The sequence below is a fragment of the Bacillus sp. MSP13 genome (assembly GCF_000815295.1).
GTDB classification, from domain to species: Bacteria; Bacillota; Bacilli; order Bacillales; family Bacillaceae; genus Bacillus; species Bacillus vallismortis.
The window spans coordinates 15,595-33,798 of the sequence record NZ_JXAQ01000015.1 but is presented as its reverse complement, the minus strand read 5'-3'; the positions used below and the strand labels follow the sequence as shown (position 1 = coordinate 33,798).

Sequence of the window (18,204 nt, the reverse complement as noted above, 5' to 3'; positions counted from 1 at the left end):
GATGTAAAAACTCAAAGCAATAAAGCCTTTGCTTCGAGTCTTTACATCAACCGTTATGCTGCCGGCTCTTTGCCGGCCAATCCGCAGCTGTCGCTTAAACGATTCCTCCCTTTGGTCGTCACTCTTGTCCCTTTGCTAACCTCGGCTGTTCGTTCTCCATGTCAAAAGGGAAAAATAATCCCCTTTGGGGACAAATTTCGTTCGGAAGACAAAAGGAGATTAAAAAATCATGCTAATCAAAAGAAGAACAGCTAAAAAAAGTGATCGTGGGATATACCTACAGGATGCACAGCTGAACAAAACTCAATTTAAAGCTGGATCCCATTTCAAATACATTATTGATTCAAAACAAAAACAAATAGTTATTGTCCCTTCTAAATCTGAGGGTAACACTGTTTCAAGAAGAAAACAGAAAGACAACACTTTAAAGCCTGTTATTGATATCAGACGAAAAGAAGCACTACGTGTGTTTAAAAATTCAGATCAATTAGAGGTTGAAATTTATGAAGATCAGATTATAGTCAGAGGTCTAGTTGAAGAAAAAGAAAATATTCTGTCCAAAGTAAAAAACATCTTGCCTTTCAAAAACAAGAAGACTGCCTTTGCCAATAAAAAAGTTAAAAAGAAAATTGAGGTTCAGTTTTCTAAGCACCAACTAAGAAATGTTGTCGGACAAGACTTCGAACAGCTTACCATATTTGATGTTATTCAAGAGTCTAAGACAGTATCAACAGATTCATATTTTAATACCAAAAGCTTTAAACACGCTCTTAAAAATTTAAATATCCCCTTACAAGTCATCAGCCTGTTTAGTGGTGCGGGGATTATGGATCAAGGATTTGTAGAAGCAGGATTTGAAATTAAATTTGCTCTTGAAAAAAATGAAGATGCAGTAAAAACATATGCTCACAATATTGGGAATCATATAATTCAGGCTGATATTGAAAAGTTTGATTTTACGGTGTTCGATAAGATAGGTGCTCCCATTATGATTGCAGGCCCGCCATGTCAGGGGTTATCGTCCGCAAACAGAAAAACGAACTTTTTAGATAATCCAAATAACAAATACATTAAATATTATATAGAGGCAATTAAAGCTAACTCTCATTGTAAAGTGTTTGTTCTCGAAAATGTGGAAGAGATTTTGACGGCAGGAAATGGGCGTTTTAAAAACGAGATTTTAAGCGAACTGTCTGACTTTGAGATTACAACTGGTGTCATCAATTCTGCTGATATGGGATCTGCTCAATCAAGGAAAAGAGCAATCTTTATTGGTTCTAAGATTGGCAGGATTGAGATTCCAAAACCAATTCGAGTACCTGGTGCATATAAAACTGTTCGCGAAGCATTCGAGGGATTACATGATAATCTTCCAAACCAAAAGGACATAACAAAACCGAGAGCAGAGACACTTGAAAAGATGAAATATATCCCGCAGGGTGGCAACTGGACGTTCATTCCTGATTTCTTGAAGAGTGATAAAATGAAAACAGGGAAAACTCATAGTTCAATTTTTAAACGACTGGAATATGACAAGCCTTCAATTACCATTACTAACGTAAGAAAAAGCAATATCCTTCATCCGGTTGAAAATAGGGTGTTAAGCATAAGGGAATGTGCGAGGCTGTTTGGTCTTAAAGATAATTTTATCTTTAAAGGTCGCTTAAGCTCTATGCAACAACAAATAGCAAATGCAGTTCCTGTGGAACTAACCAAATCTGTTGCGTATGCAATTAAATCTGTTATCAATAAAGTGAATAAGAGACACGATCCTTTAAGTCCAGTTTTAATTTAAACTGGATTTTTTGGTTTTTCGCATGGAAAGAAAAACAAGTTTTTCTTTGATTGAAAAGCCGGTATCGAACCGGCTTAATAAGAGGATGGAAAACTGAGGTTTTCCATGACTAAACAAGCAGGTTAAACCTGCTTGATGGTTGCTAAAGCAACCCAAAAACCTATTGCGTCTCTGTTTCCCTATCGGCAAACAGAAACGCAGCTAATGTCCTTTGTTCTTTCTTTTTGGTCAATGTTATAATGGTTTTGCCATAATGACTAATGATGCTGGTATCATCATAGTCTAAATCACCTCAAAGATCAGTGTGTTAACACACTGGTCTTTTTTATTTCATTGCAGTAATAATTGCAGTGAAAATTCCAATTAAAACGGTTGCTGTTGCTCCGTTTGAAACGATGAGTAAATTAATCGTATCTTTGTCCATCTGTCTCGCCTCCTCTTTATATTTCAAAGCATAGCACATCATTTAATTCATTTGTGATTGCTTACTATCAAGATCAAAAATTGATCAAAAACCTTTCTCTAGGGGTTCCCCTACGGGTCTGCTCGCAGTCGTAAGCCGGTTACAAACCGGCAACTCTCTGCGGCATCTCGCCGTGCTCTAAAAGGCAGGTGACCACACAGCTGTAAGCCCTCAGTCTCGCTTCGCAAGCCTGAGAACAACACCCGAGTGTTCCTCTCCCTTTCTTAACGAGTCCGCGATAACGGAAAACCCAAAATCAAAACAAGCAGGAATGCTCACAAAAGTCTGGTCGCATTCCCGCAAATGGAAAGCCGGCTCATGGCCGGCCGATTAAGTTCCTTTTTTTGTTTTTGTCTAGCCAAACGCCCCCAACCATGGGCAGCCAGAGGCTGCCCTGGGGGCTTTAGCATGTCCCAATTCAACATCGGTAAGTAATGCGGCGGAGCCTGCCCCCCGCATTCCTACCCGTGTTTCATAAAAAGCCCGCAAGGGTCGTCAAACTTTTTGAAAACCGGCAGCTGTTAAACCAGCAGCCCAAAAAGTTTGATCTTAACGATCCGTAAGGCTTAAAAGCCAACGGACTCGTAACCCATTGCCTGCTTTTTAATGGGAATGCTCATTGGCCGGCAACAAAAACCAAAAAAAGATTTTGACTAGCAAGGCTAGTCAAAAACAAAAAAGGAGTTAACTTCAGTGACGAAAAACGACATAGCTCTGGTAATAGCCAGATATTATTTTGATTTAGAACAAGAACTTGAATTAACGGAGGAAGAGAAGGAACTTGCTAACGATCCAAATGATACTAAGCACTATCAAGATAAATGTGATGTTGTTATAGAAAAGTTGAGACTGTTATCTAACATAAGGCGAGATTTGCGAATTTCTGATATCAAGTTTTGGCGAGGATTAAAAATAGCTGAACGTCAAAACAAAAAGGAGTTAACTACACCATGAAAAGAATTTCTCTAAAAGAAATACAATTAAACAGATATGAAGGAATTCCAGTAAGTAATACCGTAACCTCATGGGCTGAGGCGGAATCGACATTATGTAAATGGGCAGCTACTGCACCCGAAGATGGTGCTTATGATAAAGTTGGTTTTTGTATTATTTGGACAGATGAAAGTCAATATAATGGACGTTTTGATCTTCAAAGGAAGCACTTATTAGCCCCTCACCCACTTTCATTACATGTGGTGTCTGAACTTACATACGCATGTGAACATGCTGATGCAAAGCTAAAGGAGATAGCAAATGATATGTTATCGACCTTAGACCTGGGGAGGGCAATGAAATGAATCTTTTCTTTAGAAACATTAAACGGTCAATCAATGATCTTAATACTAAATTGAAGTACATTAACACCTTTATTACAGCTGATGAAGAAAAATTTAGACAAGCATCGATAATATCAACTAGTGCATTTACATTAAGGTCTATTTTTCAAGACATAAGAGGTAAAGAAGCAGATGATTTATATAAACAGCTTGAAACAATAAATCAAGAATGTTCAAGAATCATGTCCGAAATAAACAATATTAAGGTTTCTTAATGGAGGCGTTTAAATGAAAGCTTTTAAAACATTTTCTGAGTGGTTAGATTCTAAAGGTTGGGTATCCAAAGAAGAGCATTATAAACGAATGTTTGAGGATTGTTATCCAAAATCAGTAATTGATAAACGCTGGAGGGAAATTATAGAACAATATACGGATTATTTAGCCGAAGAAATACACAAACTGGATGAGACAGCTTACTCTGGCCCCCCTATAGGATCAACGGAAGATATAGCTCAATATGACAGAAAGATGGCTGAATATAACCAAAAGAAAGAAGAACTTCGCGTCTACATGACAAATGAATTTAACTGTACAGAAAATGACTGGTTCTCTCTCTTGGATAAAGCTCTATTATGGGAGTTGTGATATGACTGATAAATGCGGGAAAACCCGCATTTTTTTATTTATTTCGCATTGTAGGAAAACAAGTTTTCCTTTGATTGAAAAAGCCGGTATCGAACCGGCTCAAAAACCAAACCCCCGTGAAAGGCTTTGTGTTAACACAAAGCCTTTCACGCATCCCCTTTAATCCAATAAGTTTAGAACATTACTTTTTTGATCCCGATACTTATAAGCCATAGTACTACTAATAGTAATGCTACTATCAATACTAATTTCAGTATCGGTATTATTGTTAGGATTATGATATTTTTTCACCCAATAAATAAAAAACCTTTCTTCTAGGGGTTCCCCTACGGGTCTCCTCGCAGTCGTAAGCCGGTACAAACCGGCAACTCTCTGCGGCATCTCGCCGTGCTCTAAAAGGCAGGTGACCACACAGCTGTAAGCCCTCAGTCTCGCTTCGCAAGCCTGAGAGCAACACCTGAGTGTTCCTCTCCCTTTCTTAACGAGTCCGCGATAACGAAAACCCAAAACAAGCAGAAATGCTCCCGAAAGCCTGGTCGCATTCCCGCAAATGGAAAGCCGGCTCATGGCCGGCTCGATTAAGTTCCTTTTTTTGTTTTTGTCTAGCCAAACGCCCCCAACCATGGGCAGCCAAAGGCTGCCCTGGGGGCTTTAGCATGTCCCAATTCAACATCGGTAAGTAATGCGGCGGAGCCTGCCCCCCCGCATTCCTACCCGTGTTTCATAAAAAGCCCGCAAGGGTCGTCAAACTTTTTGAAAACCGGCAGCTGTTAAACCAGCAGCCCAAAAAGTTTGAGCTTAACGATCCGTAAGGCTTAAAAGCCAACGGACTCGTAACCCCTTGCCTGCTTTTTAATGGGAATGCTCATTGGCCGGCAACAAAACCAAAAAAAGATTTTGACTAGCAAGGCTAGTCAAAAACAAAAAAGGAGATGAACAAATGATCATAGTCAAACTCAATATTGTTGATTACGAATTAATGCCCCCTCTTCCAACTTATTACGAAGTAACTGAATAAAAAACGGTAGCAATCAAAAACACAAGTATAAGGGTTATCGGTCGGGGGTTGGTCTCCCCTTCCACTCAATTTTCAATACAAAAGGAGATAACAAGCACATGAACATTTTAAGCAAATTAAATGAAATCACTATCAATAATAATGATCGAATCGCAGAAACAGACAGTAAGTTTTGTGTAAATCAATATTATCAATATGTGGCAGCACGTGAAGCACTACAACAAGCTCTAGATATCATTAAGCCAGTATACGATAAAGAAAAAAACAGCCTTTATGGTAGTTACCTTGATAATTATTACGATATTAACTACTTAGAAAAACGATTAGAGGAAATTAAAGGACAATTTGTTTCAAAAATCGTTAACCATTTCTCACGGCGGTATAATGTGAGCTTGGATACTAACATTATTATGGAAAAATACGATTTAAACCTTAATCACAATGATATTATGGGTGAAATTTTTGAACAGCTAGATGGCTTTAGTTTCGAAGAAAAAGCAGTACATGAATTAATTCAAGCAACAAAAAACACAATATATAATTTTGATAAAAAAGTGACTATCAAAAAAGCCTCTTTAAGCATTACCGATTATGTATGTTGGGATTCATGGACATGGTCAGGTTTGAGAATTTCTTGGGATTCTAAATTGGGAACATTTTTTCAAGCACTTAGCCATTTTGAAAATGGCAGCGTAGAAACATTGTATTCCCTCAATCGTATGTTTGAGCACTTGAGAGAAGGGTCAAACCAATATGACATTTTTAGTAAATATGAATTTGATTATAAGAAAATTAAATCAATTAAGGTCTTTAAAAACCGAAAAATCACTGTAGAGTTCAAAGATCATGCGTTAGCCCAAGAATTTGCGAATACTTACCTAAAAAAATAAATCACTAAGTTATGCGGGTGTACAGTGTACACCCGCAATAAAAGGAGTTCACCAAATGAAATACAACATAAGTCATTATAAAATCCCTCAACATGAACGGAAAACAGCAAATGAAAAGTTATTGTATCTCATTGATCATAATATGTGTGAAGAGTACGGAATCACTAAAACAGATGTTTTTAATTCTTTCACTGGTGACGGTGGTCTGCATGGCTTGGAATTCAAAGCATATAAGAATTTTCACAGCTATACAGAAGCAAAAAAAGAGATTGAAAACGGTCAGTTTTTCACTTCTCACGAAATTTCACGTTTTTTACTCGATTGCTTAAAGCCTTCACAACATGATCTAGTTGCAGACTTAACCTGTGGTATGGGGAATTTCTTTAATTATTTGCCTAATGAAGTGAATGTTTACGGAAACGAACTTGATATAAAAGCCTTCAAAGTGGCACGTTTTTTATATCCTGAAGCCAATATAACAAACCAAGATATTCGATTTTATAATCCTGGTATTAAGTTTGATTTGATCTTAGGCAATCCCCCTTTTAATTTAAAATGGGATGTTGAAAACAACAGTTATTTGAGCCAGTTGTATTACTGTCTAAAATCTTCCGAGCTTTTAAAGCCTGGCGGACTTATGGCGCTGATTGTGCCAAAAAGTTTCATGAATGATGACTTTTCAGATGCCGGAATCATTCATGAAATAGGTGCTAAATTCAATTTTATATGTCAATTCCTTTTACCTTCTAACGCTTTTGAACATACAGGCGTAAAAAATTTTGAAACCAAGATCATGATTTTTCAAAACAAAAGCATTCATTTAGAAGAACAGCCTTTCAATATTAGATATGAACACATCAATATTGATGAGTTAGGGGCGCAGCATATTTATAACAGTTTCGTCCTTCCAGCCCTTAGAGAAAAAGAAAAGGTTAGCCAAAAAATTAAACTCGAAATCGCTTCAGCTGGTCAAGAAGAAAAGGAATTCATGTACAAAGTAGATAAGTTGTTATTTGATATTAAACGGCACGCAAAAACAAAGAAATATTACAGCAAATGCCGCGAATATGTGAACCGATACCATACGCAGCAAAAACCTGAAGGGATGGACTATTCCGAATGGAACAAAACAAAAGTGACAAAAAACAAAGTCATCCGGTATCTAAAAAATACACTTAATAAGCAGCACAAAACCGAAAAGGACGAAACAAGGCTTGTCAAAACTAGATACGGTTTAAAGCTGAAGCCGTACAGCCGTAAACAAGGCATGTTATTAAATCGCTTAAAAGACACTAAAGAAATGACTTTCGCTGACATGCTTTTACAAGAGGTATACCCTTTTTCGGATAAGCGATATTTAGCCATGTTCAAAAAGAAACAAAGGGCTTTCAAATCAGTAAATACAGCCTTTTCCGATATTGAACCAGACAGCAGCACAACAAATTTTCTTGATGATCTTGTCATAAAAGACACCGAAAATGATAAGGAAATCAGATTAAACGATGTTCAAAAAGCTGATACAGCTAAACTTTTGCAGAAAAACTCTGTTTACCTTCAATGGGGAACAGGATCAGGAAAAAGCATTTCCGCAATTGCTCAGATGCTTTACAGGCAAAAATACAACAATGTGAGAAATATTTTCATCATTGCGCCGGCTATCGCAATACAAAACAACTGGGCTGATATTTTAGCAAACTATGAAATGGACTTTACCCATATTAAAAGCCTGAAGGACATTTACAGTATTCAAAAGGGCCAAATAGTTTTAATGACTTTCGGTATGCTTACCAAATATCAAAAGTTTGTTAAAAAGCATATCAAAATGCAGAGTCAAAAGGTCATGCTTGTTTTAGATGAGGCGGACGGCATTTCAAACCCTTCATCCAAACGCACAAAAGCAGTTTTAAACTGTTTCCGGCGTGTTAAATATAAGCTTTTACTGAGTGCCACCAGTACGAGAAACAACATTGCTGAAGCTTTTACAGCTTTTGAATTGCTATACAATAATTCTGTGAATATGCTTTGTGAGGCCGAACTTATTTATGTTCAAGACAAGGAAACCAAAGATTTAAAAAGTGTCTATAACCAGGATAATTACTTAAAGCCATTTCCGGCATATAAAAAAGGACATACGTTGTTTAAAAGATGTTTTTCACCTGAGAAAACGACTGTGTTCGGTATCGGAAAGCAAAATCAAGACGTTTACAATGGTGAGTATTTAAAAACTCTAATTGACAAAACAATGATTACGAGGACATTTGAAGTGGTTTCCGGCAAAAATCTGTATAAACTTACTCCATCCTTCTGTTCTTTTAACCAGGATGAAGAGCAACTATACAGTGTAATTATTCAAGAGTTCTATAAACTGGCTCATATGTTCAAATCAACAGGGAACGCCCGCAAAGATGCGTTGCTGCAAATCATAAATCAGTTAAACAGCCTTCTGAAAGCGTGTGTAACGCCTGATAAGTTCCCAGAGTATTACAGCTCTCAAATGCCCTCAAAAGCCTTGAAAATGCTGTCTATGCTTAATAAATGGGATAGTGAACATGTTGCCATAGGATGTACACACATACATACTGTACAGAGCTATGCTTCCTATATCAGAAAGCATTTTCCTGATCGTCCTCTTTTCATTATTACAGGTGACAAAGTAAGCTTGAAAAGACGGAAAGAAATTGTCCGATCATTAAAAAGCACTGAAAATGGAATTTTGATCTGTACCCAACAATCATTATCCAGCAGCATGAACATCGATTTTGTAAATAAAGTTCTACTTTTGGAGTTACAATGGAATTTTGCGGCCATGCATCAGTTTTTCGCTCGCTTTATTCGTTATACTTCAGATAAACAAAAAGATATTCGCTTTCTCACAGTCAAAAACAGCATCGAGGCCAATTTGTTAAAATTGATTATGGCCAAAGAAAAACTTAATTCTTTCATGAAAAACGATTATATGGACGATGAAGAAATAAACGAAAGGTTTGGCATTGATAGTGACATATTAGATATGCTTTTAACAAAAGAAACGGATAAGGACGGAAAAAGCTACATTGCTTGGGGAAATCAAAAGTTCTTAAAATCATCTTAATGAAGTAACCGCCCCTATTGGCGCGGTTACTCGCTTTCGCATGGAAGGGAAACAAGTTTTCCTTTGATTGAAAGCCGGTATCGAACCGGCTCAAAGAGGATGGAAAACTAAGGTTTTCCATATTTGAGCAAGCAGGGTAAACCTGCTTGGAGGTTGCTAAAGCAACCTTTAAAACCCCTAAAACCTTCTCTGGTGATTTGCTGACGCAAACCACCAGACGGTGATGTTATTCATTCATGCAATGGATTTTACAGAAGGGGAAATTTAATTTATAAAGGCTACAGTTATATCTGCCTGACTGTCCAGCCGCAGATGTGTTATTACTTCAAGTGTTACTTTTTTTATCAGTTTTCGGTTTACAACGTAAACTGAACCAATGTATACTGAATATATAGTTGGTTAAAAGGATTTAACCAGCTTTATAGGGTTAACACTTTAGAGTTCTGTATAAAATAAAAAATACCGGAGTGCGCCAACACTCCGGCCTGTACAAATGCTGGCTCCCTTTTGGTTTTTTAACTATGATGGTGCATTAGCCAACCCTTGGATTCTCAGGCCTCTGGGTTGTTGTTATTAATCGTGAGCATTAAAGTAATAATTTGAATCATTATAGTTAATAGCTCATATGTTGTCATAGCGCACCCCCTTTCATGGGGATCTAGCCAGACATATGTACAGGAATTATTATACACTAGACAACCGTATTTGTGGTTGTCTTTTTTGTTTTTAAAGCTCTCTCTCTATTAGTAACACTATATTTAGTATACTATGTTCCGTACAAATCACAACATATAGATTTGTTTTTGTGAAAAGTTCATATTTATCCCTCCTTCCTTTGACAATTCAGCCCATCCTCTAGTGAAACCAGATACTATGCCTTTACATCACCTTTCTTTAACTCAGTAACTCCCCCTTTACTTTTAATATAGCACTTCTCCCTTTCAATCCCGAAAAGTTCTTTTTTTACCTAACATGACTGCGTGTTTTTTTATGCCTTATTTAAAGTTGCAACCAAAAATAATTCCTCCTAATAAATTGGTCTTATTTTTCCTTTACACTTCATAACTTGCATTCAGCAAATATTCTAGGACATTACATATAGAAAACCTCCTTACATAAATAACTGCGTATTATACTTTCAAATTGGACTCGATTTTTTCTAAGTTGGGGTATCTTTCTTGAAAATGTGACATTAAATTCAAAGAAGTAGTACGACTCCTTCACTAGATCCACCAATTTTTCAAACCGCACTGTAATTTTTAAAAATGCATCATCCGTTACAATTTAGTTCTAGATACTTAAAAAATAGTGGGGTTCCCCTACGGGTCTGCTCGCAGTCGTAAGCCGGTACAAACCGGCAACTCTCTGCGGCATCTCGCCGTGCTCTAAAAGGCAGGTGACCACACAGCTGTAAGCCCTCAGTCTCGCTTCGCAAGCCTGAGAACAACACCTGAGTGTTCCTCTCCCTTTCTTAACGAGTCCGCGATAACGGAAAATCCAAAATCAAAATAAGCAGAAATGCTCCCGAAAGCCTGGTCGCATTCCCGCAAATGGAAAGCCGGCTCATGGCCGGCTCGATTAAGTTCCTTTTTTTGTTTTTGTCTAGCCAAACGCCCCCAACCATGGGCAGCCAGAGGCTGCCCTGGGGGCTTTAGCATGTCCCAATTCAACATCGGTAAGTAATGCGGCGGAGCCTGCCCCCCGCATTCCTACCCGTGTTTCATAAAAAGCCCGCAAGGGTCGTCAAACTTTTTGAAAACCGGCAGCTGATAAACCAGCAGCCCAAAAAGTTTGAGCTTAACGATCCGTAAGGCTTAAAAGCCAACGGACTCGTAACCCCTTGCCTGCTTTTTAATGGGAATGCTCATTGGCCGGCAACAAAACCAAAAAAAGATTTTGACTAGCAAGGCTAGTCAAAAACAAAAAAGAAAAGAAAAAACCAAACAACGGAGTGATTTACATGAAAGTAGTGAATATTGATTTTTCTCCAAAAGAGCTTCAAAATACATACGATAGCAATGCTGAAGGACTTTTAATTTATCGGAAAATGTATCTTATACATGATACTCTATGTAGTTCATTTGAAAATGCTTGCAAATATTGCGATGGGAAAGGAACGATTATCCCTGTATATGTAAGGATGGATTGTGATGACGACTTAAGTTCTGCATTCCTTAATGGATCTGATCAATATTTTCAAACATCCATGGATGATATTGCTGCCGAATTTCTAGAAGCTGTTAAGAATGGTGAAAAAATAAGTCTTGCCTATACGATTAATTCAGGGCCAGATAAAAAACACGGTAAAGAGATTGAAAGGCTTTATGATTATATAGGATTAAATATAAAACCAGCCTTGCTTAATCGTATTGCTGAAAAGTTAGGCTTTATAGCAGAACATCGATTTTCTGTTTACCCCAATAAGATTATTTACTCTAACCCCTTTAAAGATACAGAGAAGGAACTGGTATTTGAAGTGGAAATCAGAAATGTCTCCAATCCTGACTTTATCGAAATTAAAGATGCTTATTTTATACCAAATGAACATTAAAGATGTTTTAATGGTCGTCTTTTTTAATAATTACACTTGTCCTGGGTATCCATTTTGAATGGATACCAGGACATAAAACAGGCGAATAGGAGAGATTAAAATGTTTGAAATTCCATGTAAAAAATGCGGTGGTAAAGGCGTAATCCCTTATTACAGACATATAAACGGTGGCGAATGCTTTGACTGTAGTGGGTCAGGAATCGAGGAAGTATCGAAAGAAGAATATGACGCATATTTAGAGAACGAGAAGTTCAAAAAAAGGGTGAAGGAAAAGGGAACCTTTGTTGTCTTCAATAAAGCAACAGACGAGTTTGAATATTTCAAGTCGGAGAAAGAAGTGACTGGAAAATATGGAAACTTCTATAGTTTTGGAAGAAAATACGCAGGTTATTCAGCATATTTCTTTGATAAACATAAAGATTTGGTGCTTAAGCAAAATTACTACGGTGACAATAGTTTTATACAAGATTTTAGAAAACAAGTGATAATTGATAAGAAAGACAAACTGAAAAAATGGATCGGAATGTTAAATGGATGGTTAAAAACGGCGATTGAAAACAAAAAATTCGCCGATGAAATTTCCGAATTGAAAATCATGATTGCAGAAACTGAACTCATGATTGCAGAAGCTGAACAAGAGTTACAATCAATAAGTTGAATTGTCTAGCAACATAACAGAATTAGGATGTCAGTGCCCTGCCTTAAAGGCAGGGGGTATTTCTAAATCATTTAGAAACTCAACCGTAAGACTAAAAGCCCCCTATATAAAGAAGTTAAAGGATAATTATATGTGAAACAAAAAATAATTGCGTCAGAGAAGCCCTCAGCAACACAGAAAATATAAGATAAAATGAAAAAAATGATTTTTTCGGTGCAAGTGGTAACAGGATTCAGCACGTCATATCTCATACAAAAACTGACGAGGTGATTGTAAATAAAACTCGCAGAATCACTAAGCACCGGAATATAAAAACTATCTAATGGGAGAAGTTAAAATGAAGACATGTCCTTACTGTGCAAGTCCAGTTGAAAGAGAAAAGAATCACTACTACTGTGACTTCTGCTGCCTCAATATAACACCAAACCAGGTACAGGAGGATGGGAATCGCAGTATAATCAGCTTTTCTGATAACTCGTCAGAAAATGCTCTTAACAAAACAACTCCTGAATTGATGACTTTAGAAACCATCGAATTATTACACTTGTTAAGAATAGCAAGGAAGGAACGGAAATCTGCTTACACACAATTAACACAGATTGACCGCACTGAAGATAATAAAACAGCTGTAGAACATGCTCATCAGGACTATCAATATTTTTCAAAGAAAACCTATGTGCTGGAGAACCTTCTAAGGCAACGATTCGGCTATATTCCTGAAAAACTGGATGACCAGTGTTTTAAAGAATTTCATAAGTTGATTGCAAATAAAAAAAACACGGCAAAAATGAGAGTGTATTCTGACTGAAAGGATGTTGATATGTATTATGGAACTCCCACCGGTTAATATATCACAAGTGGCACTAAGGAAAATGCTTACCGATGTTATCAATGAATTCATTCGAATTGAAAAGTCGGAAACAGGTTTAGCCTATCAACAAAAATCCTTTTATATCAGAGGAAAAATCTCATTAATCACAACACTTATTGATGAAAAATGGAGCTATAAAGAAACCGGCCAGAGCTATTTTGAATTTCTGAAGAACCTGGTTGATAAATATGAATTAGATGGTGTTTGGAGAATAAATGACCTATAGAGATTAATGAAATTCATGTTTTACACATAACTTTGCAATAATGTATTATTAACATATAATCAATCTTTGTGCTTGAAGATTGATTGCTACCTGCCCCGGAACTAGACCATCCGGGGTTTTTTAAGGAATACATTGAAGATATTCTAAAATTTACCGATAAAAAGTACAAGATTGGAAAGTGGAGGTAGACATGAAGAATATAGAGCATATTAAGAAGATGAAGAGCAGTATTCTTTTCTCTGTTGTTTGGCGATCATTATTTTTTGTATTATATCCAGCATTTATAGGGGCTGGACTTCCATTGATAGGTGTTAAATTGCCTTCAGAAATGCTGTTTATATTAAGTTTTATTGGTTGTATGATGGTTTGCTTAAGTATAGTAACTCATACAAGAAACCTCGTTAATATAAAAGAAGTTCTAAGACTGTATGATTCAATGGAAAGAGAGCTTGTTGGGAAGTATTCAATTGACGCTAAAGTTTTGGACGACATGCTTGATAACACCAGAGAAAAGTATCGTCTTCAAATATCTTTTGATCGAGAATATGACATAGAGGATTTATATAATATACAAGAGTTGAATAAAGATGATCGAGCAGGTAAGTATTTTGATCAATATCTTAATCCTGCTAGTAATGTAAAAGATGAAATCCGTATGGCCATTGTTCTGAAACGGACAGCAGAAGATTTCTTATACTCAGTGTTTAACTCAAAACCTCTATTCGGTGTAGCCGGAAGGATTTACTTTCACAAATGGAATATGGCCCGATTAGATGAAGAACTACTGCCCATGATCCAAAAGCAAGAAGAAAAAATGAATAAAACAAATTAAAAAAAAGTACCTGAAGGTTTTCAGGTACTTTTTTTAGGAAAAACTTACTTGTAACAAAGAAAATTATTATTTGTTAATATAGGTTGCGTCCCTTCACCTTATCAAGTCTAAAAGAAGGTGATTTTTTGTTTATATCTCCTATGCTGCTCGAATCCACAAAAGATCCATTCGATGATGATTCTTATATAACTGAGCTGAAATTTGATGGCATACGGCTTGTACTATCAAAATTCAATAATCAAATAAAGCTATATACTCGTCACAAGAATGAGGTTAGCAGCAAGTTTCCCGAATTATTGAATTTGGATGTGCCGGACGGTACTGTGCTAGACGGTGAAGTAATTGTAACCGGTGCAGACGGATCTCCTGATTTTGAGGCTGTCATGGAGCGATTTGTGTCTAATAAATCCCCCCATAAGATCGTTTATTGCATTTTTGATGTTATATATTCAAATGGCCAATCTATTGCATCAAAGCCACTGACACAACGAAAGGAAGCTCTTAAAGCCCTTGGAATAAACCATCCGAACGCTTTTGTACTTGAAGGGATAAAAGGAAATGGTGTCTCTTATTTCAGCATGGTTAAAGAAAAAGGACTCGAAGGTATTGTTCTAAAAAAAGCAAACTCATCATATGAAATTGGCAGGCGCTCTAAGAACTGGATTAAAGTCATCAACTATGACTTTACTGAAGTGCTGATAACCGGATACTCCCGTAAAGATATAAAATTCTTGCTGACATATCAAGACGGTACGCCTGCTGGAATGATGGAATTTATGCCAAAGTCTGAACGTCACAAGTTTCATTCAGTGAAAAAATTAACCTCTGAAACTGAAGATTTTGTTTTTATTGAACCTATCCCATGCAAAGTTAAGCACCGGTTTAGGACTAAGCATGGAAAACTTCGTTTGTCTTCATTTGTTTCTTGGAGAGAGTAACCTCTCCAGTACATAACAATCTTATTTATTGCTGCTTAACCCCAACACCTGATCAAGGGGGGTTTTTGTGTTAACAACAGCTTGGCTACTTGTTACCTTACGTCTCTATTCATGAGGTGGCGAAAAATGAACAATTACATTGGTTGAATGTATCTGTAAAAGCTCCCCTGTATCAAATAATATTTCAAACCCACCTTTACGCTTTGAAAATAAACTCCGTTTATCCCTTATGGCAGTTACTGTTGCCCCATCCAAAAAACCTGGGGGCTTATATGTTTGGCCAAGGGTATAGGTTTCAGAATTAACCGTAATTGACTTTATGGTTTGCATTTAGTTTCCTCCCATAGAAAGTATTCTAGGACAATTAGAAACTTGGAAAAATAAAAAACCTCTCAAACTGGTTATCAGCTCAAGAGGTTCTCATTCAAATTTATATTATATTATATTAAAGTCTGCGGCCATGATGTCAAATGGTCTCGTGATCATCCTTCTGTAACTTATTTATTATTGGATATGACCAGGCGACGTAATATTTTAAAAGCAACAGCAATGATTATATATGCAGTAAGAATGAGCAGAGGAATGTAATTACGGCTAGCTGCATTTGTCACGGTATAACTATGCACAGACAAGGCTAACCAAAGACCCAATATTATTATTAAAGAATACTTTGCAACTTTTTTCAAGAAATTCCTCATAAGTCACCCCTTAAAACGCTTTCTGATTATATATGCTACTTACTTTTATTATATCTTATAGGACTGTAAGGTTCAATCTAACTCACAAGTAAAAAGATAATATATATTTTGTACATTGTACTAAATATTCATAGTATATTTATCATTTTGCCATGTGCATCCCTCTACCTTTTTTACAAGGGAGGACAGCGTGATTATCTTAATTCTTGATGGCTCCACACTCAGTATCCTGGATACTCTCATACTCTTCACCTAACAAATAATCAATATGCCTTCTAATATCATCTTCATCCTGAAAAAAATCCCCCTCTATTTTGCCAAAACATGCGGGAAACTTTGTTAACATAAGAAAATAATCCAATCCGGGGTTTTCCGGGGCATTGATTATTTTATATTGTATGGAATATCCCCTATAAAAAAATTCATGATGGTTTCCCATTCTGTCACCTCTTCTCATTCACCCATTAGAATCCAGATTTATCGCTCCACTTATTAAAGTGAGAATCAGCATGAAAAGCAAAATGCAACTTGATTGGGAAGTGAGTCAGCTTTACATTTTCTTCAATCACAATTTCATCAGTCTCTTTAATTTGATATGAATAGTCTCGGCCTCCATACAATTCAATGTCATCCTCAAAAAAAGTGATTATTGAGAATTCGTCCAATTTGCTTTGACGAGATAAATGCTGCTCGCTTGAGAAGAAACTTCCTGCATGATCATCAAACGCAAAGTTTATTCTTATTTTATGGGTTATATGAGTATATTCCCCAATGCTCCATCGAAGCGTAATATCAAGTTCTTCAGGGAAATCCTCCTTGGCAGCAATAATTGGATAAAATCCAGCTGATGTTTTTTCTCTACCGAATTTTCTGCCAGCTACCACATATCTTGTATTAGGATAGGGCTTGGTTAGTATCATTTCTGATGGTGTTTCAATACCTTCAATCTGAAGCCCAACATTTTCAACTTCTGTACTGACCCATTCAATAGGAAGAAAGAGTTTAGGCATAAAATGAAAGATATACTGATCTTTCTGATCTTTCTTATCTTTCACCCCATTCATTTCAAGTAAATAATTGTGGTATGCTGCACTTTCCTTTTGAATTGTACTATCTCTATAAAAGTCATAAACATTTTCTACAGTCTGGCCGTGCCAAAATAATGACGCCAATTGTAATTGTCTTAACTCCAATTCATCATGTTCTCTCATCATTTTATTGATTTCCTTTTCAAATTGCATATACTCACATGAAAAATCATTTGTATAAAACCGAGTTAAAAAGTCTGTACCTTCACGAGAAATAAATACTTTTCGTTCACCATAGTTATTATATAAAGAATCAGCTAAGCCTCTATTTATGGCTTCATTAAGGAGTTCTGAGACACGTATTCCCTGTTTTTCATAAATGTTGAGACCTTTTTCCTTAATTTCATCTTTAGATAGATTCTTCCTCTCTCTTTTACAGTTAATCAAAACTTCTTTCAAAATCCGTTCTTCCATTATCGGCGTTCCTTCATAAAGACCGAGTTGCCTTAATAAACTTGCTAATGCCTTATCCATTTGTTCTCCTCATTTCTTAAGTCAATATCTTTCACAACATTGATTTTGTATGTTTACATTTTGGATATGCCGAACATCCATAGAAAAACTGACCTGTTGTTTTATTTTTTTTGCCTATCATTTTTTCCCCACAGATACATTTAATAGGCTTCGCCTTCACCTTATCCATAAATTCTTTCGCAGTAGTATTAGCAGCAGGGTTCATTTTCTGTATGAACTTCATTAAATCATTTCTATCCATCAAACTGACACTGTTACTCAATGCTAACTCTGTTGCGGGCTTTGTATAAAAGCTATTTGTTAAAACCCAAGCTTCATCTGCTTTGTAGTGCAATTTAGCTGCCACAATTTCTTGAATGGCTTTGATTCCTACCTTTGCTTTGTGACGCTTTGCTTGGACAACAACTTTTTTCCCTTCAAACTTTAATATTAAATCAGCACCAAAATCCCCTCTTTCTGGCGTGACTTTGACGTGATATCCGTTTGCTTCAAACAACAAAGCTAAGTACCTTTCGAACTGATATCCATCCATATTGTCTATGTCATTAATTCCTGTTTTCTTAAGGTTACTTTTATTTCGCTTTGACTTTATAAGGTGCTTTAAAAAAACAATTGACCAAAGGAAAATGACTATTCCTAATACAGCAAACATGTGGTTTTCATTCATTCTAACCCTTCTTTTCTTCAAT

At 36.5% G+C, this 18,204-nt stretch carries 18 protein-coding genes; 13 read left to right on the top strand and 5 right to left on the bottom strand.

Annotated features, from left to right (window positions below):
* Positions 1-229 precede the first annotated feature (229 nt).
* The 7 genes from SC79_RS18365 to SC79_RS18330 all read left to right on the top strand — a co-directional run bounded on the left by SC79_RS18365 (position 230) and on the right by SC79_RS18330 (position 9,179).
* Positions 230-1,795 (top strand): DNA cytosine methyltransferase, encoded by a 1,566-nt coding sequence (locus tag SC79_RS18365; RefSeq protein ID WP_052245637.1) that lies wholly within the window; start codon positions 230-232, stop codon positions 1,793-1,795.
* 1,156 nt (positions 1,796-2,951) lie between these two features.
* Complete coding sequence (locus SC79_RS18360; RefSeq protein WP_039076311.1) at positions 2,952-3,212, top strand: hypothetical protein; 261 nt, start codon at positions 2,952-2,954, stop codon at positions 3,210-3,212.
* Entirely contained in the window at positions 3,209-3,556 is a 348-nt protein-coding gene (locus SC79_RS18355) for a hypothetical protein (RefSeq protein WP_039076310.1), read from the top strand. Before SC79_RS18360 ends, SC79_RS18355 begins: the two co-directional genes overlap by 4 nt.
* Complete coding sequence (locus SC79_RS18350) at positions 3,553-3,810, top strand: hypothetical protein (RefSeq protein WP_039076309.1); 258 nt, start codon at positions 3,553-3,555, stop codon at positions 3,808-3,810. The genes SC79_RS18355 and SC79_RS18350 overlap by 4 nt, the downstream gene beginning before the upstream one ends.
* Positions 3,811-3,823: 13 nt before the next feature.
* Entirely contained in the window at positions 3,824-4,180 is a 357-nt protein-coding gene (locus tag SC79_RS18345) for a hypothetical protein (RefSeq protein ID WP_039076308.1), read from the top strand.
* A gap of 1,116 nt (positions 4,181-5,296) precedes the next feature.
* Positions 5,297-6,088 (top strand): hypothetical protein, encoded by a 792-nt coding sequence (locus SC79_RS18335; RefSeq protein WP_039076306.1) that lies wholly within the window; start codon positions 5,297-5,299, stop codon positions 6,086-6,088.
* Between the two features lie 55 nt (positions 6,089-6,143).
* The gene (locus SC79_RS18330) at positions 6,144-9,179 is read left to right on the top strand and encodes a DEAD/DEAH box helicase (RefSeq protein ID WP_039076305.1); all 3,036 of its coding nucleotides are present in this window, start codon (positions 6,144-6,146) and stop codon (positions 9,177-9,179) included.
* Positions 9,180-10,597: 1,418 nt separating this feature from the next.
* Here SC79_RS18330 and SC79_RS18325 read toward each other — a convergent pair.
* Positions 10,598-10,789, bottom strand: a complete 192-nt coding sequence (locus SC79_RS18325) for a hypothetical protein (RefSeq protein WP_156122682.1) — start codon at positions 10,787-10,789, stop codon at positions 10,598-10,600.
* A 350-nt stretch (positions 10,790-11,139) separates the two neighbouring features.
* Here SC79_RS18325 and SC79_RS18320 point away from each other — a divergent pair, with 350 nt between their 5' ends.
* From SC79_RS18320 to SC79_RS18295, 6 genes are all read left to right on the top strand, one after another.
* Entirely contained in the window at positions 11,140-11,730 is a 591-nt protein-coding gene (locus SC79_RS18320; RefSeq protein WP_039076303.1) for a hypothetical protein, read from the top strand.
* 100 nt (positions 11,731-11,830) lie between these two features.
* Positions 11,831-12,388, top strand: coding sequence for a hypothetical protein (locus SC79_RS18315; protein ID WP_039076302.1), 558 nt, complete (start codon positions 11,831-11,833; stop codon positions 12,386-12,388).
* A 337-nt stretch (positions 12,389-12,725) separates the two neighbouring features.
* Positions 12,726-13,196 carry a hypothetical protein gene (locus SC79_RS18310; protein WP_039076301.1) on the top strand — a complete coding sequence of 157 codons (471 nt, stop codon included), beginning with the start codon at positions 12,726-12,728 and terminating at the stop codon, positions 13,194-13,196.
* 19 nt (positions 13,197-13,215) lie between these two features.
* Positions 13,216-13,485: a hypothetical protein gene (locus SC79_RS18305; protein WP_039076300.1), complete on the top strand. Its 270-nt coding sequence runs from the start codon at positions 13,216-13,218 to the stop codon at positions 13,483-13,485.
* Positions 13,486-13,675: 190 nt separating this feature from the next.
* A complete protein-coding gene (locus SC79_RS18300) occupies positions 13,676-14,317 on the top strand; it encodes a hypothetical protein (protein WP_039076299.1) in 642 nt (213 codons plus the stop codon).
* Positions 14,318-14,442: 125 nt separating this feature from the next.
* Positions 14,443-15,255, top strand: a complete 813-nt coding sequence (locus SC79_RS18295) for an ATP-dependent DNA ligase (protein WP_039076298.1) — start codon at positions 14,443-14,445, stop codon at positions 15,253-15,255.
* A gap of 105 nt (positions 15,256-15,360) precedes the next feature.
* On the opposite strand, the gene SC79_RS18290 is transcribed toward SC79_RS18295, so the two are convergent.
* The 4 genes from SC79_RS18290 to SC79_RS18270 form a co-directional block, all read right to left on the bottom strand.
* Positions 15,361-15,585 (bottom strand): hypothetical protein, encoded by a 225-nt coding sequence (locus tag SC79_RS18290; protein ID WP_039076297.1) that lies wholly within the window; start codon positions 15,583-15,585, stop codon positions 15,361-15,363.
* A gap of 567 nt (positions 15,586-16,152) precedes the next feature.
* Positions 16,153-16,392, bottom strand: a complete 240-nt coding sequence (locus SC79_RS18280; protein ID WP_039076295.1) for a hypothetical protein — start codon at positions 16,390-16,392, stop codon at positions 16,153-16,155.
* 25 nt (positions 16,393-16,417) lie between these two features.
* Entirely contained in the window at positions 16,418-17,515 is a 1,098-nt protein-coding gene (locus tag SC79_RS18275) for a DUF6012 family protein (RefSeq protein ID WP_039076294.1), read from the bottom strand.
* Between the two features lie 31 nt (positions 17,516-17,546).
* Positions 17,547-18,182, bottom strand: a complete 636-nt coding sequence (locus tag SC79_RS18270) for a restriction endonuclease (protein ID WP_231559214.1) — start codon at positions 18,180-18,182, stop codon at positions 17,547-17,549.
* Positions 18,183-18,204: the final 22 nt, after the last annotated feature.